The sequence below is a fragment of the Bacillus sp. MUM 13 genome, from assembly GCF_001866725.1.
Classification (GTDB): Bacteria; Bacillota; Bacilli; order Bacillales; family DSM-1321; genus Peribacillus.
The window spans coordinates 24,915-47,839 of the sequence record NZ_MLYQ01000097.1; the positions used below are offsets into that span (position 1 = coordinate 24,915).

At 41.9% G+C, this 22,925-nt stretch carries 20 protein-coding genes; all 20 read right to left on the reverse strand.

Going from position 1 to position 22,925, the window contains the following annotated elements:
* Nucleotides 1-13: 13 nt before the first annotated feature.
* Complete coding sequence (locus BIV59_RS18935) at nt 14-1,630, reverse strand: putative polysaccharide biosynthesis protein (protein ID WP_071353016.1); 1,617 nt, start codon at nt 1,628-1,630, stop codon at nt 14-16.
* A 206-nt stretch (nt 1,631-1,836) separates the two neighbouring features.
* A complete protein-coding gene (spoVT, locus tag BIV59_RS18940; RefSeq protein WP_071353017.1) occupies nt 1,837-2,373 on the reverse strand; it encodes a stage V sporulation protein T in 537 nt (178 codons plus the stop codon).
* 192 nt (nt 2,374-2,565) lie between these two features.
* A complete protein-coding gene (gene mfd, locus BIV59_RS18945) occupies nt 2,566-6,102 on the reverse strand; it encodes a transcription-repair coupling factor (RefSeq protein ID WP_071353018.1) in 3,537 nt (1,178 codons plus the stop codon).
* Nucleotides 6,103-6,457: 355 nt separating this feature from the next.
* Complete coding sequence (fin, locus tag BIV59_RS18950; RefSeq protein WP_071353019.1) at nt 6,458-6,688, reverse strand: anti-sigma-F factor Fin; 231 nt, start codon at nt 6,686-6,688, stop codon at nt 6,458-6,460.
* 101 nt (nt 6,689-6,789) lie between these two features.
* Nucleotides 6,790-7,347: an aminoacyl-tRNA hydrolase gene (gene pth / locus BIV59_RS18955; protein ID WP_071353020.1), complete on the reverse strand. Its 558-nt coding sequence runs from the start codon at nt 7,345-7,347 to the stop codon at nt 6,790-6,792.
* Between the two features lie 258 nt (nt 7,348-7,605).
* Nucleotides 7,606-8,235 carry a 50S ribosomal protein L25/general stress protein Ctc gene (locus BIV59_RS18960; protein ID WP_071353021.1) on the reverse strand — a complete coding sequence of 210 codons (630 nt, stop codon included), beginning with the start codon at nt 8,233-8,235 and terminating at the stop codon, nt 7,606-7,608.
* Nucleotides 8,236-8,508: 273 nt separating this feature from the next.
* Nucleotides 8,509-9,462, reverse strand: coding sequence for a ribose-phosphate diphosphokinase (locus BIV59_RS18965; protein ID WP_071353022.1), 954 nt, complete (start codon nt 9,460-9,462; stop codon nt 8,509-8,511).
* A gap of 17 nt (nt 9,463-9,479) precedes the next feature.
* Nucleotides 9,480-10,853: a bifunctional UDP-N-acetylglucosamine diphosphorylase/glucosamine-1-phosphate N-acetyltransferase GlmU gene (gene glmU / locus BIV59_RS18970; RefSeq protein WP_071353023.1), complete on the reverse strand. Its 1,374-nt coding sequence runs from the start codon at nt 10,851-10,853 to the stop codon at nt 9,480-9,482.
* Nucleotides 10,854-11,397: 544 nt separating this feature from the next.
* The gene (gene spoVG / locus BIV59_RS18975; protein WP_071353024.1) at nt 11,398-11,694 is read right to left on the reverse strand and encodes a septation regulator SpoVG; all 297 of its coding nucleotides are present in this window, start codon (nt 11,692-11,694) and stop codon (nt 11,398-11,400) included.
* A gap of 306 nt (nt 11,695-12,000) precedes the next feature.
* Complete coding sequence (locus tag BIV59_RS18980) at nt 12,001-12,375, reverse strand: RidA family protein (RefSeq protein ID WP_071353025.1); 375 nt, start codon at nt 12,373-12,375, stop codon at nt 12,001-12,003.
* Nucleotides 12,376-12,404: 29 nt separating this feature from the next.
* Nucleotides 12,405-13,226 carry a pur operon repressor gene (gene purR, locus BIV59_RS18985; RefSeq protein WP_071353026.1) on the reverse strand — a complete coding sequence of 274 codons (822 nt, stop codon included), beginning with the start codon at nt 13,224-13,226 and terminating at the stop codon, nt 12,405-12,407.
* 63 nt (nt 13,227-13,289) lie between these two features.
* On the reverse strand, nt 13,290-14,159 hold the full coding sequence (ispE, locus tag BIV59_RS18990) for a 4-(cytidine 5'-diphospho)-2-C-methyl-D-erythritol kinase (protein WP_071353027.1): 870 nt from the start codon (nt 14,157-14,159) through the stop codon (nt 13,290-13,292).
* Nucleotides 14,160-14,411: 252 nt separating this feature from the next.
* Nucleotides 14,412-14,588 (reverse strand): small, acid-soluble spore protein, alpha/beta type, encoded by a 177-nt coding sequence (locus BIV59_RS18995; protein WP_071353028.1) that lies wholly within the window; start codon nt 14,586-14,588, stop codon nt 14,412-14,414.
* A gap of 156 nt (nt 14,589-14,744) precedes the next feature.
* A complete protein-coding gene (gene veg, locus BIV59_RS19000) occupies nt 14,745-14,996 on the reverse strand; it encodes a biofilm formation stimulator Veg (RefSeq protein ID WP_071353029.1) in 252 nt (83 codons plus the stop codon).
* A gap of 326 nt (nt 14,997-15,322) precedes the next feature.
* Nucleotides 15,323-16,201 carry a sporulation peptidase YabG gene (yabG, locus tag BIV59_RS19010; RefSeq protein WP_071353031.1) on the reverse strand — a complete coding sequence of 293 codons (879 nt, stop codon included), beginning with the start codon at nt 16,199-16,201 and terminating at the stop codon, nt 15,323-15,325.
* 182 nt (nt 16,202-16,383) lie between these two features.
* A complete protein-coding gene (gene rsmA, locus BIV59_RS19015) occupies nt 16,384-17,277 on the reverse strand; it encodes a 16S rRNA (adenine(1518)-N(6)/adenine(1519)-N(6))-dimethyltransferase RsmA (protein ID WP_071353032.1) in 894 nt (297 codons plus the stop codon).
* Entirely contained in the window at nt 17,270-17,833 is a 564-nt protein-coding gene (rnmV, locus tag BIV59_RS19020; protein WP_071353033.1) for a ribonuclease M5, read from the reverse strand. The genes rsmA and rnmV overlap by 8 nt, the downstream gene beginning before the upstream one ends.
* 201 nt (nt 17,834-18,034) lie before the next feature.
* Nucleotides 18,035-19,180, reverse strand: coding sequence for a ubiquitin-like domain-containing protein (locus BIV59_RS19025; protein ID WP_346417437.1), 1,146 nt, complete (start codon nt 19,178-19,180; stop codon nt 18,035-18,037).
* Between the two features lie 280 nt (nt 19,181-19,460).
* Nucleotides 19,461-20,228: a TatD family hydrolase gene (locus BIV59_RS19030; RefSeq protein ID WP_071353035.1), complete on the reverse strand. Its 768-nt coding sequence runs from the start codon at nt 20,226-20,228 to the stop codon at nt 19,461-19,463.
* A 299-nt stretch (nt 20,229-20,527) separates the two neighbouring features.
* Entirely contained in the window at nt 20,528-22,519 is a 1,992-nt protein-coding gene (gene metG / locus BIV59_RS19035; protein ID WP_071353036.1) for a methionine--tRNA ligase, read from the reverse strand.
* Between the last annotated feature and the right edge of the window lie 406 nt (nt 22,520-22,925).

The window sequence follows — 22,925 nt, forward strand, 5'->3', positions numbered from 1 at the left end:
CGTACTCCTTATTTCAGTTTTCATGATGATCCTGCATCACCTTGGCAAGCTTATCACCCATCGGCAGAATTCCCAGTTCTTCTTTATTGAACAGTTTTGCGCGCAGGATATAGGCTATGAATACAGCCCCTCCTATCCCGGCGCCCGCAAGCGACTGGCACGCTGCGAGAACACGGCTGACCTGCTGGCCTTGAAAAAACAGATGAAATAATCCATTTACAGCCATTAAGCTTGCTGCCATAACTGCCAGACCTGTCAACACAATAAAAAGATGCCTTTTCTCCAATAGCGTGCTTTTAAGCTCTACTTTTAAAACAGCATAAAATAAAAGTGACATGAATGCAAAGGCAGCTACGGAAGCAAGAGCTGCACCGGTAATTCCATAACTCTTTACCAAAAGCAGATTGAACAGCCATTTAAAGGCGATACCGGCAAACACAATCCATACGGTCGCCCCAGTGCGCCCAAGACTTTGCAATACTGAAGCTTCTGCCATTATCAATGAAGTAAACAAGATTGAAAAAGCCAGTATTCCTAAAGCGGCTGTTCCTCTTGTGTCGGTAAACAGCATATAATTGGCCGGCTTTATTATGAAAATCAGACCCGCCGATGCAGCTGCCCCAATTGTAACAGCCGACCTGAGAGAAAGATTAATTTTATTATACAATTCTTTTTTGTTTCCCATTTTCACACAGCGGGAAATGAGGGGAACCATAGAAAGTGAAATCGAATTCGAGATAACAGTGCCCAGCTGAATGAGAGGCTGCCCCCGGTCATAAACCCCTTTCCACTCTTTCGCCTCCATTTGCCCCATTCCAGATTCCTTCAACAAGGAATAAAGGTGAAGCGAATCAACGAGCTGTACGAGAACAAGAATGAGACTTGTCAGACAAAAAGAAAACCCCTCAAACAGGAGAGCTTTTGTGATTTTTAAAAAATAGCCCTTTGCAGCTCTTCCTCCCTGAAAATCAGCCCAATCACTGCGGAAAAATACAAAGCCTGCAAGTATTAAAAGACTGACAAATCCGCCAAGAATCGAAGCGAACACTGCCCCTGTTCCTGCTGCATATAAGGATTTTCCCTGGTGAATGAGAATAAAAGACAGGATCAGAATGCCTGCCACTCTTATTATTTGTTCCAGGACCTGAGAAACGGCAGTGGGAATCATATCATGGCGCCCTTGATAAAACCCTCTAAAAACCGACAAAAAAGGCATAAGCAAAAAGTAGAAGGCTGTCATTCTTAAAAGCCCCGCAAGCCTATGATCATTCATAGAATCCGCTATCCAGTCTGAACCGAAATAAAGCCCGATAAAAATCGATACTCCAATCAGCCCGATTACAGCAAAAGATGTCTGAACAATCTCTTTTGCAGAAAAATACTGTCCAGAGCTTTGAGATTCCGCAATTAATTTAGATATCACGACAGGAAATCCCAATGTTGACAACGCTATTGCAATCCCATAAAAGGGATACACCTGCTGAAATATGTAAAACCCTATATCACCGGCAATATTCTGATAAGGAATACGATATGCCGCACTTAAAACTTTAATAAAAAGGGCAGCTACGCTTAAAATTAAAGCTCCATGAAAAAAACTCTTAGATGCACCCAAAGGCTGACCAGCCATCCCAGAACCCCACTTCCAACATATGTGGTAGTATTATAACATAATTAGAAAAGCTGCTGTGTACCCGTGCCCCCCCTCGTTGGGATCTCTTCTTTCAAGGGCGATAGGGTTTTCCCCAGGCAGTCAAGATGCCACTATGATTGCTCCAAAAAAAGAACAGCCAAAGGCTGTCCTTAGAAGGGGTATATATAAGATTGTCGTCTGTATTATTGCTCCATTTGACGGGCAAGGAAGCTTGCGGCCGTTTCCACAGCTTTATGTTCAACTTCTCCGACTGTGCTATCTTTAGAGTAGATGACAACTGCACCAATTGGATCTCCATTCGCAACAATAGGAGCAATGGTATAAGACTGTACATCTTCTTCATTGGAATCCGCTAATGTAATCTGGCCTTTTTCAGTGACAAGAATTGAATTGCGCTCATCCATTGTTTTTTCCACTAGTTCACTGACGCTTTTGTTTAAATAATCCTTCTTTGAACCGCCCGCAACCGCTATATATGTATCACGGTCACAGATCAAGATAGGATTGCCCAGGCTATCAAAAAGCGCTTCTGCATATTCTCTCGCAAAATCTCCAAGCTCACTGATAGGAGAATATTTCTTTAAAATAACTTCGCCATCTCTGTCCACAAAGATCTCAAGCGGATCTCCTTCTCTGATGCGAAGGGTTCTGCGAATTTCTTTCGGGATTACAACTCTTCCTAGATCATCAATTCGGCGAACTATACCAGTTGCTTTCATGTTGTGTTGCCTCGCTTTCGTTTAATTGATTTCTGATAATGACCTTTCCTTAATTGGCAGGAATCATTACCTCTGTGAAACTTAGTATTTTTCTAATGGAAAGTTCTATGCACTTTGAAAAAAATTTTCTTTATTTTAAAATATTTTCTCTGAATAGAATACCATCATATCTTTAAATAACAGCAGGCACTGTTATTTTTTTACTGTTTGATCTGCTTTTCTGACATGCTGCAAACCTTTTACAGTCTCAAATAATACATTCAGCCACTTATCCTGTACAGTGCCTTTGGTATGAAGGACTAATTTCATCCGGCTTCCATCCATTCCAAGACCTACCATGCGGCCAAATTTCGAACTTAACTGAAATACCTTCTGACCATCTATATTGCTGCTTTCTTTTTGTGAAATTAAAATAGTGACATCCTGCTTGGATTGTTTAATGCTTTCAATACCCGCCTGTAAAGCATACACCTTTATCTCTGCAATTAAAAATAAATAGGCTACCTCATCAGGGTATTCACCAAAACGATCCAGCATTTCCTCTTGAAGCTCCTGGAATTCCTCTATGGAAGTAATTCCTCTGAACCTTTTATACATCTCAATCTTCTGATGTCCATCAGAAATGTATGAATCCGGAATATAAGCATCAATTTCAATGTCGATTTCGATAGAAGCCCGTTCCTCAGCCGGCTTATCATTCTGTTTTGCTTCTACAGCTTCTTTTAGCATCTGAGAATACAAGTCAAAACCTACAGAATCGATGAACCCATGCTGTTCTGCTCCAAGCAGGTTGCCTGCTCCTCTAATGGAAAGGTCCCGCATGGCAATCTTGAAACCAGAACCCAATTCAGTGAATTCCTTGATGGATTGAAGCCTTTTTTCTGCAACCTCTGTCAATACCTTGTCCTTGCGATAGGTAAAGAAAGCATAAGCTACCCGGTTTGAGCGTCCTACACGGCCGCGCAGCTGATAAAGCTGTGAAAGGCCCATTCTATCAGCATCATGAACAATGAGGGTGTTAACATTCGGAATATCCACACCGGTTTCTATAATCGTGGTGCTTACCAGCACGTCATATTCCCCATCGAGAAATCCAACCATCACCGATTCAAGTTCCTGTTCAGTCATTTGCCCGTGAGCAAAGGCTACACGTGCTTCCGGCACCAGCATGGAAATTTCTTCTGCTTTTCTTGCTATATCTTCTACCCTGTTGTAAAGGAAGTAAACCTGCCCATCCCGCGCCAATTCCCTTTCTATCGCCTCTCTTACCAGGCCACCGTTATACTCCATGACATAAGTCTGTATCGGGAACCGGTTCTCCGGCGGAGTCTCAATGACAGATAAGTCCCTGACGCCAAGCATGGACATATGCAGGGTTCTTGGAATTGGGGTGGCTGTTAAGGTCAGCACATCCACGTTTGTTTTCAGTTTTTTGATTTTCTCTTTATGTGTTACACCAAAGCGCTGCTCCTCATCAATGATCAAAAGACCAAGCTCCCGGTACTGCACATCCTTCGAAAGCAGGCGATGTGTGCCGACTACTATGTCAACAGTCCCCGCCTTTAATCCCTTCGTGGTTTCAGTCTGCTGCTTTTTAGAGCGGAAACGGCTCATCAATCCAATGGTAATCGGGTAATCCTGAAACCTTTCCTGAAGGGTTTCAAAATGCTGCTGTGCGAGAATGGTTGTCGGAACTAAAAATGCGACTTGTTTTCCGTCCATAATGGCCTTAAATGCAGCCCGGATGGCAACCTCCGTTTTTCCGTAACCGACATCTCCGCAAAGCAGGCGGTCCATTGGCCGTTCACGCTCCATGTCTTTCTTGATTTCAAGTATGGACCTGAGCTGGTCCTCTGTTTCGTTATATGGAAAAGCAGTCTCAAACTCCCTCTGCAAATCTCCATCAGGTGAAAACGCATAGCCCTTTGCAGCTTCCCGCTCTGCATAAAGCTTGATTAAATCATCGGCAATATCCTCAACGGAAGACTGCACCTTGCTTTTAACCCTTTTCCAGTCCGAACCGCCAAGTTTATAAAGCTTGGGTTCTTTCCCTTCGGAGCCGACATATTTCTGCACTAAATCTATTTGGTCAACAGGCACATAAAGCTTATCGTTAGCCTGGTATCGAATATGGAGATAATCCTTATGAACCCCATTTATGCTCAAAGTCTCAATACCGAGATATTTTCCGATTCCATGGTTAACGTGAACAACATAATCGCCAGTCTTTAATTCTGAATAACTTTTTATTCTTTCGGCATTGGTAAGTTTTTGCCTTCTTGCCGTTTTCTTCACTTTTGTATTAAAAAGTTCCTGCTCTGTTATGACTGCGTATTTTTGCATAGGCAGTTCAAAACCTGAATTCAGGCTTCCCTGGACGATCTGCACCTTCCCCGGAAGGATTTCGCTGCCTCTTTTGAACTCGGCTGCTTCAATCTCGTAGTCTTCTAGTACCCTGTGCAGTTTCTTGACCCGCTCTTCATCAGGGCCTAAAATAATCACTGCAAATTTCCCTTTTTTCCAGCGGTCGGTTTCAGCTTTAAACACATTCATTTGGCCATGAAAATTTTGCATCTGCTTACAGGTGAAATTAATAATATTCTGGGGATTCGTATGTGGCACATGGCGCAAGAAAAGGGATAAATAAATAAACGGCCGGTCAGAACCTGCTATAAGCTCCGGCAAGCGGTGGGCCAGTTTGACATCATGGATGATTTGGCCTTCTGCAAGCAGATTTGTGTACCATTCTGCCTCTTCTTTTTCCAGGGAATCGCTTATTTCCTGAATACGGCTGATTTCATCAAGAAACACAATGCCGTCGCTGGGCATATAATCTATCAAACTAGCTGGTTTTTCATAGCCGAGGCTCAGGTATTTTGAAATCTGATCCGTCAGATTTCCAGTTTTTAATTGTTCTAACTCATACCCGATGTTCTGTACCAGCTGTTCCTTTGTCTTTTCATTTTTTATTTTTTTCAGGCTTTTGCTTAAGCCGCTTTCTAGCTTTTCAATAATGGAGTCAATATGTGCGGGCTCTAATAGCGTTTCAGTAACAGGACCAATGGAAACCGCTGGATGCCTCTCAATGGATCGCTGGTCTTCGAGTGAAAAGGTCCGTATGGAATCTATTTCGGTATCAAACAATTCTATCCTGACAGGATTATTTTCAGTAATCGGGTAAATATCAATGATACCGCCCCTGATGCTGAATTCGCCCGGAGACGAAACCATTTCCGCCCTTGAATAGCCCATATGAACAAAAGTCTGGAGGGTGTTCTCCACTTCAATATCTTCGCCAACCTTAAGATCGAGCTGATACCTTTTCCAAAGCTCCTTCGGAGGAAGAAGCTTCCTTAATCCCGGAATCGGTACGATAATGACTCCTTTTTTGCCATGTGTCCAATGGTTCAGTGCTTCTACACGCTGCGCTCTCAACTCCGGACTTGAAACGCTAAGTTCTGCAGCAATCAGCTCATTTGCCGGATATATAAATAATTCTTCCTCAGAAATGAAGCCGGACAAATCCTCTTGAAGCTTCTGTGCCTGCAGAAGGTTATGTGTGACCACCAGGATAGATTTTTTTGTTTCAGCATAAACTGAAGCGATCAGCACCGACCTGGAAGAACCAGATAATCCAGAAACCAATTGCTCCCTTAACCCCTCATCTATTCCCGTTATTAATGAGCGGACATCCTCGTGTTTGGAAAACAGATTTTGCAATCCTTTCACACTCTGCCCCTCCCCTCTCAATAAATAAAATGATATGTCCAAAGGATTGCTCCCAGGTACGTTCTATAGTTTTAACGCGTATATACCAATGGCATTTTTCAAAACCACATAAAGGAAATAAACGAATCCAGCCTGGACGCGTCATTAACTTAGGCTATTTTCATAAACTTGCTACCATGGGACAATGAGGCTGATTTCGCACCTTACACTCCAATCAACCCGGTTTAACAACGGGATCACCCACAGAACATATTAAAAAACAACAAACTATAAGCAAAGAGCTTTATGAAAAGAGCCTTTAACTAATTGAAGCAAACGGAAAAATGCTTTGGATTTGTCCCAAAGCTGATTTCCATTAATGAATAATATAATCATTTTGATGCAATCCAGGATTTTTTTGCAGTGATTCCTGGCAATCTGCACATATGGATTTAACATATATATCTCCTGAAGAATCATAAACAATCATTTCCTGGCGTTCTTCATCATTAAGTTTATCAAAACCTAATTGTTCTATATCCAAAACCGGCTGGTGTATGCTTCCAAGCTTCATTCCGCAATGTCTGCAATTATAATGGAGAGCCATATCGCTAACCCCCTACTCTCTTTTTATGGTTTAGTATTCACCAAAAAAAGGGGGATTTATTCATATGGCTGCGGATACCTTCCGATTGGAGGGTTTTTCAATCAGTTAAATTCATTCATTACCTGAAGAAACGGCTTTTTTAGCCATTCTTCACAAGCATTCACACTTTTATCGACTGCTTCGCTCATGACTGGCCACTCTTCCTTTGTAAATCTGCCGAGGACATAATCCGTAACAGGTATTCTTCCTTCCGGCCTGCCAATACCAATCCGGATTCGGTTGAACTCCTGGGTGCCCACATGGGCAATGGTGGATTTTATTCCATTGTGTCCCCCTGCACTTCCTTTTTGCCGCAGCCTGATTTTCCCTGCAGGCAAATCTAAATCATCATACAGGACGACAAGATCATTGACCTCCAGTTTAAAAAAATCCATAACTGCCCCAATGGATTCTCCAGATAAATTCATATATGTAAGGGGTTTAAGAAGTATGACCTTTTCTCCATTTACACTTCCAGATCCATATATTCCTTTATGCTTAGCCTGATCTAAAGGGATTGACCAATTTCTTGATAATTCATCTATTGCTTCAAAGCCGATGTTATGCCTTGTTTTTTCATATTGTTTTCCCGGGTTGCCCAGTCCTGCAATTATCTTCATATTTCACTCTCCGTCAATGCTTTCCATACTTGAAGCGGTTCACGCTGTTTTAACCTTATAAAAAGCGTAACCCATCTGCACTTTATCCTGCAAGCGGCTCCAGTCCTATTCTATTTTAAAAAAATCCCAGCCATATATGCAGCAGGAATATTCCAAAGCCAAAAATGCCAAGAAGTACTGATTAATCTCACCTGACAAAAGGCGTAACCTGTATAGGTTACGCCTATTATACCATGTTTTAGCTTCTATCATGCATTATCAAGACTCAGATGATGGAGAGGTTTCACGGCCTTCTTCGTTTTCTGGAGTCCCGCCATCCTGCTGTTCGCCCGTACTGATTTCCGCTTCCTGTCTCGGAGCTAGTACAGAGGCGATGACTTCTTCCTCATCGTGGTCAATCGTAATTCCTTTTGCGCTTTTCACATCTGCAATGGAAACTGTATCGCCAACTTCCAGGTTCGTAACATCCACATCAATCGATTCCGGAATATCATTTGGTTTAGCCGTTACAGTGACTTCGTGGATGGATTGCTGGAGAACGCCGCCATCTTTTACACCTTTAGAATCGCCAACCAGGTTGATGCGGACTTGTGCCTGACGCTCCTCTGACATGTTTACAATCAGGAAATCCGCATGGAAGATTTCATTTTTCAGCGGATCCTTCTGAAAGTCAGACAGCATAACATCATGTTTACTTCCTTGTACATCCAGAGAAATTATTCCATTGCGGCCGACTTCCTTAATGACCCTCTGGAAATCCCCGTTGCTTACAGAAATAGCAGTGCTTGCATTTTTATTGCCATAAACGACCGCAGGAATGTCACCTCTGTCCCTTAATTGTTTTAAGTTAGTATTTTCCCGTTCTTTTGCCGCTAATACGTTACTCATAAATCCTCCGCCTTTCCGAATAAAATAAATTAATGCTTCTCTTACTTAAAAATTGCCCTAAAAAGAAAGATTCTAAACATTTTCCAGCAAGGCTGCGGATGGTGTGTCTGCCGAAATCGGCTGGACGAGCGGCTTCTGGAGCATTTTTGGCCAAATAAAAAAAGACGATGAAAAATAATCATCGTCTTTTTTAAAACTGGTAATCCCGGCTGCCATTACCTGACAGGCATCCGGAATTATGTTCCCGGCTTAACAGGCGCCTGCGCTTTTTATTTAATCAAATAATGTGCTTACTGATTGCTCTTCGTGGACACGGATAATTGCTTCTCCGATTAAAGTAGCTACAGAAAGTTCTACAATCTTATCGATTTTCTTTTCCTCGGGAAGAGAAATTGTATTCGTTACTACAAGTTCTTTGATAGTTGAGTTTTGAATACGTTCGATAGCCGGTCCGGACAGAACAGGGTGAGTACAGCAAGCGTACACTTCTGTTGCCCCGTTCTCCATAAGGGCATTCGCTGCTAATGTAATAGTCCCGGCGGTGTCAATAATATCATCAATCAAAATGGCCGTTTTTCCTTCAATGTTTCCGACAATATTCATTACCTCTGCAACATTCGGGCGCGGACGGCGTTTATCAATGATGGCAATCGGCGCTTTTAAGCGGTCTGCCATTTTCCGGGCACGGGTAACTCCGCCATGATCAGGAGACACAATTACGATATCCTGCAAATTCTTTTCTCTGAAATAATCAGCAAGAATCGGCACACCCATTAAATGGTCGATTAAAATGTCAAAGAATCCTTGTATTTGAGGTGCATGAAGATCCAGTGTGATGACACGGTCTGCGCCTGCAGTTTCCAAAAGATTAGCAACAAGCTTGGCAGTGATTGGCTCCCTGGCACGCGCTTTCCGATCCTGGCGCGCATATCCGTAATAAGGCATAACAATATTGATGGTTTTAGCGGAAGCACGCTTTAATGCATCAATCATAATCAGCAATTCCATCAAATGCTCATTGACAGGCTGGCTTGTCGATTGAATAACAAACACGTCACAGCCGCGGATGCTTTCCTCAATATTGATTTGCACTTCACCATCACTGAAATGAGTCACTGAACATTTTCCAAGCTCAACACCGATGGCTTTAGCAATTTCTTGAGCTAATCCATGATTGGAATTTAGAGAAAAGACTTTTAAGTTAGGATCTAAATACTGGTTTGACATGATGAACCTCCATTGGGTTATTTATTGAACTTCAGGTTTTTTACGTAGTCTTCTTTATTCACCTGGCGTGCGCGGGCTATTGATAAAGCCTCGCCTGGAACATCTTCCGTTATGGTTGAACCTGCTGCTACGTATGCTCCTTTTCCAATGGTAACAGGAGCAACCAGATTGGAATTGCAGCCAACAAAAACCCCGTCTTCTATTTTAGTCAAGAATTTATTTTTTCCGTCATAATTTACAGTAATGGATCCGCAGCCGATATTAACATCTTTTCCAACTTCAGCATCACCAATGTAACTTAAATGAGAAGCTTTGCTTCCCGTGCCAAAGACCGCTTTTTTAATTTCAACAAAATTCCCGATTTTTACTTCATCCATAATTTCAGATTGAGGACGGATATGGGCAAACGGCCCAATCTTCACTTCTGCCCCAATCGAGCTGTCATGTGCAACAGATTGGCGAAGTACGGTATGATCGCCAATTTTGCAGTCTTTAATTTCTGTATGAGGACCGATCAGGCATTCCCGGCCAATATGGGTGCTGCCCATAATCATGGTGCCAGGATAAATGACTGTATCCTGTTCGATGGTTACGTCAGCTTCAATATAGGTAGATGCCGGATCTGTAATGGTTACTCCATTCCTCATATGCTTTTCGTTAATTCTGCTCCGCATGATGGCTTCTGCCTGGGATAAAGCGACTCTATCGTTCACTCCCATTGTTTCGCCAAAATCATCCGTTTCATAGGCTGTAATAATTTCTCCCTCAGCCTTCAGGATTTCAATAACATCAGGGAGGTAGTACTCGCCCTGCACATTGTCATTCGAAACTTTTTTAAGGGCAGAAAATAGCGCCATGTTATCAAAGCAATAGGTTCCAGTATTGATTTCCTTTACCTTAAGCTCGGATTCATTCGCATCTTTGTGTTCTACAATTTTTTCAACTTCTCCATCGCTATTGCGGATGACCCGTCCATAACCAGCAGGATTTTGGGCTGAAGCTGTCAATATGGTTGCCTTAGCCTGTTTTTTTTCGTGCAGGTCGATTAATGCCTGCATGGTCTCGGATTTAATTAAGGGAGTATCCCCGCAAATCACAAGAGTGGTTCCTTCTTTGCCGGCAAGCGCATTTTCTGCCTGCATCACTGCATGGGCAGTTCCCAATTGCTCCGTTTGAAGGGCATACTGGCTTAAATTGCCCAGTTGATCCTGCACTTTTTCAGCTCCATGGCCAATAATCGTGACTATATCTTCTATTTTAAGTTCATTAACGTGGTCTATAACATGCTGTACCATTGGTTTTCCGCAAACAGGGTGCAAAACCTTGTAAAGCTTAGATTTCATTCTGGTACCTTGTCCTGCGGCCAAAATTATTGCATAACGATTCGTCATAACAGGCCTCCAATTTTACCTTTTTATCCATTAAAAATATTATCTCAAATGAACCTTCTTTTCAACATTTCTGAGAAAAGTACAAATTATTGTCAATAAGAAAACCTGCATCTGCTCTCTGCTTAATTAAAAAGCATGCCGCTTTCCTTGCTGGCTGTCCATAGCAATGGTATTTTCATTCTTAATTGTGAAAGAAATCACATCTTGTCAATTATATACCTTTCAAGGAGTCAAATTAAGAGTTTCTGAATTTTTTTGGAGGGTTTTTTTTAATTGGAGTTAAAAAAGGTTTACTTTCAAATAATCGGGGGAATTGAAATATAAGAATAAAGCCTGTTTTTTTCAATGGCTGTTTTCGTAAACTTTGCTGCTACGTAACAAAGGTGGTTGATTTCCGCTTCAGGATGCTCCAATCAACCTGACTTAACAATGAGATGGCTTTAAAGAACATATTAAAAAACAACAATCTTTAAGAAAAGAGCCTTTTCAATAAAAAGAGCCTTACTTTTGAAGTAGGCTCCTGATGCATATTTATTTCAAATTTTTATGAAGCTCCAGCTCCTGCTTCTTCTAACTCGACTTCCATTTCTCCTAAACGATGATATTCAGCAAGTACAGCATCCTGAATTTTACCGCGTGTTGAAGAATTAATCGGGTGTGCAATATCACGGAATTCTCCATCAGGAGTGCGTTTACTCGGCATAGCAACGAATAAACCATTATTTCCGTCGATTACACGGATATCATGTACCACAAACTCATTATCCAATGTAATTGATGCAATTGCCCTCATGCGCCCATCTGTATTTACGCGGCGTAATCTTACGTCAGTTACTTCCATTCTGTTCACCACCTTTTTTCATGATAGAAACTTAAAATACATATTCTACAAGCGCTTTCTAAACTCCTTCTAATTATTGTAAATTTTTTAAAAAAACTATGCATATTTCTTGAATTTTTTAATTTCGTGTTTTCGCTGCGCCTAAAACATTGATATGAAAGCGTTTTAAAATTTTTCTATGCAAATAGCCTGCATAGAAAATACTTATGCCCCTGCCAATAAATAACTCCGAAGCTCTATAAACTATTTGTCCAACTGATTTTTGCTGCATGAAAAAGCCAAAAATAAAAAAACGCCCGTCTTAAATTACTTAACGAGCGCGATTACTTCTATTTCCACTAATGCATCTTTTGGAAGGCGTGCCACTTCTACACAAGAACGGGCAGGTTTATGATCTGAGAAGTATGTACCGTATACTTCATTGATCTCGGCAAAGTCGTCCATGCTTTTAATAAACACTGTCGCTTTTACAACGGTTTCGAGAGAAGCGCCTGCTTCAGCTAAAACGGCTTTCAGATTTTTAAAAACCTGATGAGTCTGCTTCATGACATCGCCAGTCACCATTGTTCCTTCCGCTGTAAGGGGAATCTGGCCTGAGCTAAAGAAGAGGTTATTTACTGTAATTCCTTGTGAATAGGGTCCAATTGCGGCCGGGGCCTCATTAGTATGAATGATTTTCATAGTGTTCCTCCTTTTGGCTTATTGCATGTTTATTCTGCTGCAAAATAATTTCCTTGTGCTACATTGATACTCTTATCTTTTTCGTTCACTCCGGAAAGCTTGATGAGGGAAGTATAATCATCCACTAAGCGTTCATCCGCTTTTTCTGATTCTACCAGAACAGCTATGCCGGCTAATGAAGCTTTAAACTCTTCAAGCAGCGAAACCATGCCGTTTACCGTTCCGCCAGCCTTCATGAAATCATCTACGATCAGTACGTTTGAGCCTTCCGCAAGACTCCTTTTTGAAAGCACCATAGTCTGGATTCTTTTTAGAGATCCAGAAACATAATTAATGCTGACAGTCGAACCCTCGGTCACTTTATTGTCTCTTCTCGCAATTACAACCGGGACATTTAAATAATGGGCAACGGAATATGCAAGGGGTATCCCTTTTGTCGCCATAGTCATAATGACATCTACACGCTTTTTTGCATAAGCGGCTGCTATTATTCTCCCTACGGTATTGACAGTCTGGGGATCGCCGAGTATGTCTGTCATATATAAATAACCGCCAGGCAATAGCCTTTCAGGACTCGCGATGACCCTGCACAATTCATCAATGAAAGCTTTCGCTTCCCCGCGGTTTACATTTACGATATATTTCACACCGCCTGCTGCCCCCGGCACGGTATTCAATGATCCGATCCCCCGCTGTTCGAAGGTTTCCTTGATGATCGTTAAATCTTCGCTAATAGAAGATTTAGCAGAACTATAACGTTCCGCAAAGAATGTAAGCGAGACGAGCTGGCCAGGATGTTCCAAAAGGTAATTTGTCATGTCCACCAGTCTCTCACTGCGCCTAAATTTCACTTTTTTCCACCTCCATTCCTTTTTCCGAATATTTTTATAATATTATAGCATTAATGTACGTGTTTACTCAAGAATGTTTATATCTCCAAGCATGCGGACCGCATATACCTGATCACAAAAGCCGCGCAGTCCATTATATACTCTTTGCATTCGGGAATCATGCTCAGCAAGGCCAAAGACAGTAGGGCCGCTTCCGCTCATAAGCACGGCATCTGCTCCAAAGGTTTTCATCTGATCCTTAATATTAGCCACTTCCGGGTAAAGAGGCAGAGTGACGCTTTCCAGCACATTGCCCAGTCCGGTGCAAACCTTTTCGTAACTATTTTCCTCGATGGCAGAAATCATTCCAGGTACATCCGGGTGGGACATTTTAGATAGCTGCAAGCGTTTATAAACATCTGCCGTCGAGACTCCAAGCGTTGGCTTAGCCAGGATCACCCAGCATTTTGGAGGAACGGGGAGGTGAGTGATTTTCTCTCCTCTGCCTTTTGCGAGTGCTGTTCCGCCGTATACGCAAAAGGAAACATCCGAACCGATTTCCGCACCCAGTTCTGCCAATTCATCCAGCGATAAACCAAGCTTCCATAGCTTATTCAATCCTCTTAAAGTGGCCGCTGCATCACTGCTTCCTCCAGCGAGACCAGCTGCCACCGGAATGTTTTTTTCTATGGCAATCGAAACTCCCTTATTAATGCCGTAACGTTCTTTTAATAAAAAAGCTGCCTGATATGCCAAATTTCTCTGGTCATCCGGAACAAACCTGTTATGCGAAAGGATTTCAATTTCATTATGTCTGATTTCCTTTAATTCAATTCTATCCGCAAGATCAACCGTAGTCATAATCATTTCGACTTCATGGTATCCATCCGGCCGCTTATTAAGCACATCCAGCGCTAAGTTTATCTTAGCTGGTGCCTTCTCCATAAGCTTCAAATTTACCACCTACTTTTAACGTTCTAGAAAGTTCTTGTCCTATTTTATCATATTTGTTTCCATTCTAAAGGTTTTTTAAGGGTAATTTCAATGCAGCAGAGGAATTTCGAAAATTATATAGAGCATACATGGTTTTAATCGGGGGTTAAGTGCGGGGCTTTGCCGGTATAGCAGAAGGGGAAGCTTAAGTAAGCTTCCCCTTCTGCGCTGTATTGTGTGCTGCTTTAAGTCAGAATACGCGGCTGATAAACATCAGTTTCTATTCGCAAGCTGGCTTTGAGCCTTTTCAATGGCCAGCTTAACCATATTTCCCGCATCACGGGCACGTATTCCTCCCCAGCCTTCTTTTTGGACCACATCATAAAATCCAAGTTCTTTTGCCAGTTCTTCTTTAAAATGCTCTGACATAATCCCTTTATTTCTGCCCAAAATGAACATCCCCTTTCACAGCTGACACATAGTTAGCATCTGCATAGGGTGATATTTCATAACCGGCTCTTTTATCCTTTTTTGTTATAAATCAACACAGACAGGAATTTTGGACAAATTAAAAAGCAGCAAACTGTGTTTACTGCCTACTCAAAGCTACATTTCCTGCTGCTTATTCAAAAATGTTAGTTGTACGGTTTCCGTTAATACGTCTGCATAGCTGTAAGATACTCTTTCGAATGCATTTTCATCTTGATCGAGTTCGATTACAAAAACAGCTGGATAAGTTTCTGCCAACGTACCAAAACGTTCTACAGTTTTTCTTCTTCCGCCATTTGCTTTCAATAGCAACCTTTTTCCAAGATTGGAGTCCAGCGCATGTTTAATATCAGCTAAAGTTTTTGGCATTTTCGGTCCACCTCACTAAGTGTAGTATATCACAAACACCAACCAAGGTCAAACAAAATAATAAATTATAGCAGTAGTTAAATTTGTTTGTCAATGGTTTTTTATCGCATGTTCCTTCAAAATTTGCAGTTCTTCTGTACCCCACTAGTATCCTCAGCAATTGAAAAATTATGTAATCTTTTTATGAAACCAGCCATTTCAGCTATTTTATTTCCAAAAAAACCAGCTCGCTCTGCAAAAATTGTCCGATACCCCCGAAATGTATTCAAACTTATGATTGCTTTGAGATAAACAAAAACAAGCTGCATGTATTATACATGCAGCGGTTATTCTTCAGTTGTAAGGTTATAGGGCATACCTGTTCTTAAAACTCCGCGTGTTTCAATGCCGCCGAGCCCTTTTTCGCCTGTTAATGTATTCCTCAGTACATCCCATACACGGATATGCTCCATGAAAGGTGTGTAGCTGATTTTCGCAACAATATAAACCGGATCCAGCGCATGAATATTCACCCTTGATGGAGAGCTTGCGAAATTGGCTCCAGCCCGAATGAGTGATTCAAAATGGGACTGGCAGGCACCGGCAAAAATAACAAGCTGATCCAAGTGAGATACCCTTTTTCTTGCCTCCATAACAGTTTGGACAAAATGCCTGGAATGGCGGTATGCACTCAAATCTTCAGGATTTCCTTTGGTTTTCGAGTAAGAATCATGGCCTGTGATCACCAGGATATCTGGGCGGTAATGATCAAGAAGCTGGCCGATTTTCTCTGGCATTTCCTTTTCATTGCAATAGACTCCGTTCACAGGAATCCCGATTTTTTCATATAAGTCAAGACATTTTCTCAAATAGGAAGCATCACCGTCTACATGCAGAACCCTCCCAGGCATCTGAAAATAGTTGCCGCTATACCTGTAGCCGCTGCTTGCTTCATAATCGCTTTTTTGTTTTTGCAGCTCCTGCTCCTGCGTAAAAAGGCGGAATGATTGATCCTGCTTTTCCAAATCGCTTCTGTGGCGCTGGTTCCTCTCATTTTCATCGATTTTCAACAAATCGGAAAATGGTGCATCAGCAATAAGCCGGAAATCCTCTCCGTACAAAACAGCTTCCTTGATTCCTTTTTTCTCTTTGATATCTATAACACGGAAAAGGACATCCCCTTCATATGACTTCCTGGCTACAATATCATGAATTTTAATACTCATGGCCTCACCCCGTAACAAGATCACCTATGGCCCTGTCAAAATTATGTTCTTTCTTAAGTTATGCAACCAGCCGAAAATGGTGAAATGCGACGGCACCAAGGACATCAGCCGAAGTCTTTTTCGCCGTTACTGATCATTATAAAAATAGCCAGGAACCCGGTAATTTCCGGTCCTGGCTATTATCAGCTCAATGCACTCCCTGTAAAATCAGGAAACAGCTCATCGCTCAATTTTCCAAATTCCTCAATAGAAAGAGTTTCTCCCCTTCGTGCTGGATCAATATTGGATTTTTCGAGTGCAGCTAATATAATATCTTTTTTGGCCTTTCCATCTGGAAGCTGGCTTGTAAGGTTATTCAAGATGGTTTTACGCCGCTGCGCGAAGCTTGAGCGTGTCAGCGTAAAGAAAAAGTCCTCATCTTTTACCTCTACAACCGGCCGCTCTCTTACCGTAAGTCTTATGACAGCTGAATCTACATTAGGCTGAGGCATAAAAACAGTTTTCGGAACAACCATGACTGTTTCCGCCTCTGTATAATACTGTATAGCAATGGATAATGAACCATATTCCTTTGTACCGGGCTTTGCGGCAATCCGATCAGCAACCTCCTTTTGAAGCATCACGACAATGCCCCGGATCGGCAGTTTTTCAGTCAGCAATTTAAGAATGATCGGAGTTGTGACATAGTAAGGAAGATTGGCTACAACCATTACATCCGGGGTATCTGCAAACTCTTCTTCTATCACCTTTTTCACATCTGCCTTCAAGACATCCTCATGTATTACTTTTACATTATTATAAGGTGACAAGGTATCCTTCAATATCGGCAATAACCTCTGATCTATTTCAAATGCCGTTACCTTTTTGCTGCTTTTTGCCAATTGTTCTGTCAAAGCGCCGATTCCCGGGCCAATTTCAATGGCGCCGCTTTGTTCGGTCAGATTAGCATGTTCGACGATATTCTTTAAAATATTGGTATCGATCAAGAAATTCTGGCCAAGGCTTTTTTTAAAGGAAAAGCCATATTTTTTCAGTATCTCTTTGGTTCTGAGGGGAGTTGCAATATCCTTATGCATGATTTTCCTCCTGCTTGATTTGCTTTAACGCTTCAATAAAATCTTCTTTCGATATTTGGAACATTTTTAAGCGCTTATACAGCTGCTTGCCATTTGTAAAACCGATCTTTAGCAGCTGGCCCAGCCGTTCCCTTCTTTGCCTGGAACCTTCGCCGCCGATCAATCCGGCATCTGCAAGATCCTCCTTTGAAATTTCCTCTTTCGCTTCTTCATCCATAGTCTGGGCATCCCTCAGCGCATTTCTGATGGATTCAGGGGAGGCATGCTCCACACCGAGACCTCTTCCTGACTTAGGAAGTGCTTCGTTTTTTGTTAAAAATGCATGCTTGCATCCTTTAACCTGATCTGTAATCGTATTCCTTATTTTCTGTCCCGGAAAATCAGGATCCGTAAAAATAATGACACCCCTCGTTTGCTGGGCAAGCCTCACCTGTTCGATTACAGACTCATTAACTGCAGAACCATTCGTCTCGATGGTATCGGCATTCACAGATCTTTTTATGGCTACGGTGTCGTCTTTTCCTTCCACCACGATAATTTCTTTAATTTTTTTCATGTGTTCCTCCAAATTGATGAAACCTTCTTCACTTTATATTCGCCTAAACATAATGAATCGAATACAGCAAGCAATAGCTGGATTCTGCTTTATTATTATAACGTAAAAAAGCAGGAGATATAAAATCTCCTGCAAAAGTTTATCCCGCATTAAAGGAAAGCCATATCCGCCGCCTCCCCGCACGCGGAAGTTTCACGTTAACTACTGGATAATCCGCACTTTTACCCTTTTCACTCCCCAGCGGTAGGCGTCTGATTGTGAAGAAAAGAATACATCGATCCTGTTTCCTTTGATGGCAGAGCCCTTATCCGCTGCAATTGCATATCCATATCCCTCAACAAACACTTTGGAGCCGAGCGGGATGACACTCGGGTCAACAGCGATGACTCTTGCTCCCGGGTTTTCTTTCAAATTAATGCCAGTTGCTGTTCTTCCTGAACATCCATTGCAGCTTGCCGTATAAGCGGTCGAGGAAACATAGACTTCCTTTCCGCCGGACTCCTGAGCCTTGCGTGAAGCCTGCACTATGTATTGCCGGGTTCCAATAGCGGTAACCCTGTCACGCTTTTGCTTGATAACTTGTTTTGAAAGAAGTTTTTTTGCCACGATTTTCCCATTTTCTTTTGTAATTTCATAATGCTTGGCAAGAAGCCCCTTGCTCCCGGGAGTAATGACTTTTTCTTTTCCCTTCAGAAGGCTGTTATCTTTTTTTGTAATGACTGCATAATTAACCGGTTCTTCCACTACATCGGTGACTTTTTCAACTCGTATGACGTTTACTCTGTTCTTGGCTTGAACTTTTTCTCCTAATTTTGGCTCAACACGGTCTAAATGATTGAGCGTTACACCTTGTTGTCTTAAAAAGTCAGCGACCGTAGTCGAAGTTGACCAGACTTGCTTTTCGTTTTTGCCAACTGCCAATGTAAGCGGAAAGGCCTTTTCGATTGCAATGCTCATTTTTTCCTGAAGCCTGGTGTCGGGTGCCGGAGAAATCCGATCCTTTTCCTTTAATTCGAGATTTTGTTCCTTCAGCAGCCCGCTGACCGTATCAGCCGTTGTCCATACCGTTTTCTTTTTGCCATCCACAGTGATTCCAATGTGCATGGCCGGCTCCCACACAACATTCGTGTGATCCCCCACTTTGCTCTTGCCCGATGGCGATAAATAATCCTGAGCCTTCACGTCAATCTCAAAGTCTTTTAATATATCACGAATCGTTTCAGCATGTGTCCTTACTACTTTTTTCTCACCATCCAGCGAGAGTGAAACCGTTTGTTTTGTCCCCTGATAATACAGCAATCCCAATACGGCAATACCGGCTATGGCCGCTCCTGCCCCAAAGGCCACTCTCTTTTTCCCAAAAGACTTGGGAATCAAGTTTTTCATATTTTTAAAAGAAATGAAAAACTCCTCCTTCCTCTCGGTGATTGTATAGTAATCCCTGCCGGACTCCCATCCGATTTATAGAAAGCCTTGAAAGTTAATTTCTATTATGCATACTCTCTATCTAATTGGAAAGGGAGACTTATCGACATGGACATACCATAAAGTGACGAAGATTTGCATTACTTTCTTGAATTCAGTTTTTCTGCAGACACGCTTAGAAACAAACCGACAAAAAGTGCTATCATTTTATGCCGAATAATTTCTTTGCATTCTCTGTAGTCACAGCTGCTATTTCCTCAGGTGCAACCCCTTTTATCTCAGCAATTTGTTCGGCTACTAACTTCACATATGCCGGTTCATTCCGTTTCCCCCTGTATGGATGCGGAGCCAGATAAGGGCAGTCCGTTTCAATCAGCAGGCGGTCCAAAGGAACCTCAGCCGCTACTTCCTTAGGTTTCTTGGCATTCTTAAATGTAACAGGCCCCCCTAGTGAAATGTAAAAATTCATATCAATGCATTCCTTTGCCGTCTCGGCACTTCCGCTGAAGCAATGCATAATGCCGCCAACCTCTGAGGCATGCTCTTCTTTTAAAATCTCCACAATGTCTGCCGTTGCTTCCCGGTTATGGATGATAATCGGGAGCTTAACCTTCCTCGCCAGCCTGATTTGTTTCCTGAATACTTCTTTTTGGACATCCTTCGGAGACTTATCCCAATGGTAGTCCAGGCCCATTTCCCCGATTGCCACCACTTTAGGATGACTTGAAAGCTCTTCAATCCACTCCAGATCGCCATCCGTCATATCAATGGCATCTACAGGATGCCAGCCCACAGCCGCATACATGAATTCGTATGTCTCCACAAGCTCCATGGCCCTTGTGATGGTAGGCCGGTCAAAGCCGACAACAACCACATTGGATACTCCTACCTCTTTCATTCTATCTATTACTTCTTCCAAGTCCTCCGAAAATTGAAGATCATTCAAATGAACATGTGTATCAAATAACATTATTTTCTCCCTTTCTAGCAATAGTCTATTGTTGAATAAAAGTTTTCATGCCTCACAATTATGTAACAAAATGATGACAAACGCCCGCAAGTGTCCTGCTTTTGTATTATCTGCTTTTACTTCTTGCATTATCCTCCTGCCAATCCCCCGCTGATTTTCTATATTTTACGAAATAAGTATGTACATTGGAAAATGATTTGCCTGCACTCATTTATGGATTTTTACACCATACCCAAAAAAGCACAAAAAATAACATAAAAATGTTCCATGTGAAACATCTTTATGTTATCAATTGGTAATTATTTAACTTTAGAACCGTTTGGCAGCGAATCATTAACAGTAGCCACAGACAAAACTCCATCGCTGCTTCCTGCCAATATCATTCCTTGTGATAATTCTCCGCGCAGTTTGACAGGCTTTAAATTAGTTACACAAATAACTTTTTTCCCTATTAATTCCTCGGGCTTATAGTATTGAGCAATTCCAGAAACAACCTGTCTTTTTTCATAGCCAAGATCCAGCTGCAGTTTAAGAAGCTTATCCGCTTTTTTCACGGATTCCGCCTCAAGTACCTGAGCAACCCGCAATTCTACTTTCATAAAGTCATCAATCGTGATTTCTTCCACTTCAGGTATCTCTTGCTCTTCAGGCTTCTTTTCTTCTTCCTGAGGCAAGCTTCCCTGCATTTGCAATTTGATATATTCTATTTCATCCTTCATCTCTAAGCGGGGGAAAATTGGCTCCCCTTTACTCACTTTGGTCATCGCAGGGATTTTTCCAAACTCTTCAAGGCTTTCCCATGACTTAAGAGATTCATCTTCAATATTCAACTGAGAAAAGATTTTACCCGGAGTTTGAGTTAAAAATGGCGTAAGGAGAATTGCTGTTCTTCTTAAAGATTCAGCCAAGTGGCTCATCACACTGCCAAGTTCGTCTTTTTTCTCCTCGTCTTTAGCCAGAATCCACGGCTTTGTTTCATCGATATATTTATTTGTTCTGCTGACAAGCTGCCAAATGGTGGATAAAGCAACTGAAAACTCCATCTTTTCCATTGCTTCTTCATACTTGGAAACCGTTTCTCTGTTCTTCGCCTCCAGGGATTCATCAAACTCCCCCAGTGCGCCTTTATATTCAGGAATCACTCCATCGAAATATTTATCAATCATAGCAACAGTCCGATTCAAAAGGTTACCAAGGTCGTTAGCCAAGTCGAAGTTAATTCTTTCCACAAACCCTTCAGGAGTAAAGACGCCATCAGAACCAAATGGTACCTCCCGCAGCAGGTAGTAGCGCAATGCATCAAGGCCATAACGGTCGATTAAAGTAACAGGGTCAACAACATTCCCCTTTGATTTGGACATTTTTCCGTCCTTCATTAATAGCCAGCCATGGGCGAAGACCTTTTTAGGAAGTGGCAGGTCAAGCGCCATCAGCATGATTGGCCAATAAATGGTATGAAAACGGACAATTTCCTTACTCATCAAGTGGACATCAGCTGGCCAGTAGTTTAAATACTTGGCGTCATCTTCATTTCCATATCCAAGAGCCGTAATATAATTTGATAAAGCATCAATCCAGACATAAATTACGTGCTTCGGATCTCCAGGCACCTTAATACCCCAGTCAAAGGTTGTTCTTGATACAGCCAGATCTTCAAGTCCCGGTTTAATGAAATTATTAATCATTTCATTTTTCCTGGACTCAGGCTGAATGAATTCTGGATTTTCTTCGTAAAACTTCAGCAGCCTGTCTGCATATTTACCCATCCTGAAAAAGTAGGATTCTTCCTTCACAAGCTCAACCGGATGGCCGCTGTCAGGACTCTTGCCTCCAACTATTTTTCCATTCTCATAAACTGGGTCTGTCAATTGAAGCTCGGTATAATAGGTTTCATCAGAAACAGAATACCAGCCTTCATATTCATCCAGATAAATATCTCCCTGATCCAGCAGCTGCTTAAACATCTTTGTTACTGCTGTTTTATGCCTTTCGTCTGTTGTGCGGATAAAGTCATCATATGAGATGTCCATCTTCTTCCACAAGTCCTTGATTCCAGATACAATGCCGTCCACATATTCCTGCGGAGTGATGCCAGCTTCTTCAGCCTTTCGCTGGATTTTTTGTCCATGCTCATCTGTACCCGTCAGATACATAACATCGAATCCCCGCATCCTCTTATAACGGGCCATAGCATCACCGGCTACAGTCGTATAGGCATGGCCAATATGTAAATTTCCGCTCGGATAATAAATCGGCGTTGTGATATAAAAAGTTTTCAGTTTTTCTTTCATTTTTTTCCCTCCTTAAAAATAACAAACAGCAATTATCATATACCTGCTTCCATTTTACCCTTATATAAACAGAAGAGCGATAAAAAACTCACGCCCAACAGGACGCGAGCTAAATAAAGTGAAGCTTCCCTCCACAGAAGGTCTTCCCGGGGATGGTTAGCTGAAAATATCATTCTTTCACTGGCAGCAGACTGTGCTTAAACTGCTTCAATGGCTTTACAATGTTGAGACGGGTCTTTAGAGGCGGCTCAGTTAACATGCTCTATAAAGAGAAAATCAGTAATCCTGTCTTTTTAACACTTCTATAATGTCAGCATTACCTCTTATATGAACAAAATATACCTAAAAAAATTAAATTGCGCAATAAAAAGAGTAAGGTCTTACTCAAATTCCCCATTGCCTTCTT

Coding starts and splice junctions, on each gene's coding strand:
- BIV59_RS18980 (WP_071353025.1), bottom strand. CDS start 12,375: ATGAAAATCATTCATACTAATGAGGCCCCGGCCGCAATTGGACCCTAT.
- yabG (WP_071353031.1), bottom strand. CDS start 16,201: ATGAGTATTAAAATTCATGATATTGTAGCCAGGAAGTCATATGAAGGG.
- metG (WP_071353036.1), bottom strand. CDS start 22,519: ATGAAAGAAAAACTGAAAACTTTTTATATCACAACGCCGATTTATTAT.
- BIV59_RS18960 (WP_071353021.1), bottom strand. CDS start 8,235: ATGAGTAACGTATTAGCGGCAAAAGAACGGGAAAATACTAACTTAAAA.
- BIV59_RS18935 (WP_071353016.1), bottom strand. CDS start 1,630: ATGGCTGGTCAGCCTTTGGGTGCATCTAAGAGTTTTTTTCATGGAGCT.
- BIV59_RS18965 (WP_071353022.1), bottom strand. CDS start 9,462: ATGTCAAACCAGTATTTAGATCCTAACTTAAAAGTCTTTTCTCTAAAT.
- BIV59_RS19030 (WP_071353035.1), bottom strand. CDS start 20,228: ATGTTATTTGATACACATGTTCATTTGAATGATCTTCAATTTTCGGAG.
- spoVG (WP_071353024.1), bottom strand. CDS start 11,694: ATGGAAGTAACTGACGTAAGATTACGCCGCGTAAATACAGATGGGCGC.
- rnmV (WP_071353033.1), bottom strand. CDS start 17,833: ATGAAAAAAATTAAAGAAATTATCGTGGTGGAAGGAAAAGACGACACC.
- veg (WP_071353029.1), bottom strand. CDS start 14,996: ATGCCAAAAACTTTAGCTGATATTAAACATGCGCTGGACTCCAATCTT.
- spoVT (WP_071353017.1), bottom strand. CDS start 2,373: ATGAAAGCAACTGGTATAGTTCGCCGAATTGATGATCTAGGAAGAGTT.
- pth (WP_071353020.1), bottom strand. CDS start 7,347: ATGAAGATAATTGCAGGACTGGGCAACCCGGGAAAACAATATGAAAAA.
- glmU (WP_071353023.1), bottom strand. CDS start 10,853: ATGACGAATCGTTATGCAATAATTTTGGCCGCAGGACAAGGTACCAGA.
- rsmA (WP_071353032.1), bottom strand. CDS start 17,277: ATGCATAAGGATATTGCAACTCCCCTCAGAACCAAAGAGATACTGAAA.
- fin (WP_071353019.1), bottom strand. CDS start 6,688: ATGGCTCTCCATTATAATTGCAGACATTGCGGAATGAAGCTTGGAAGC.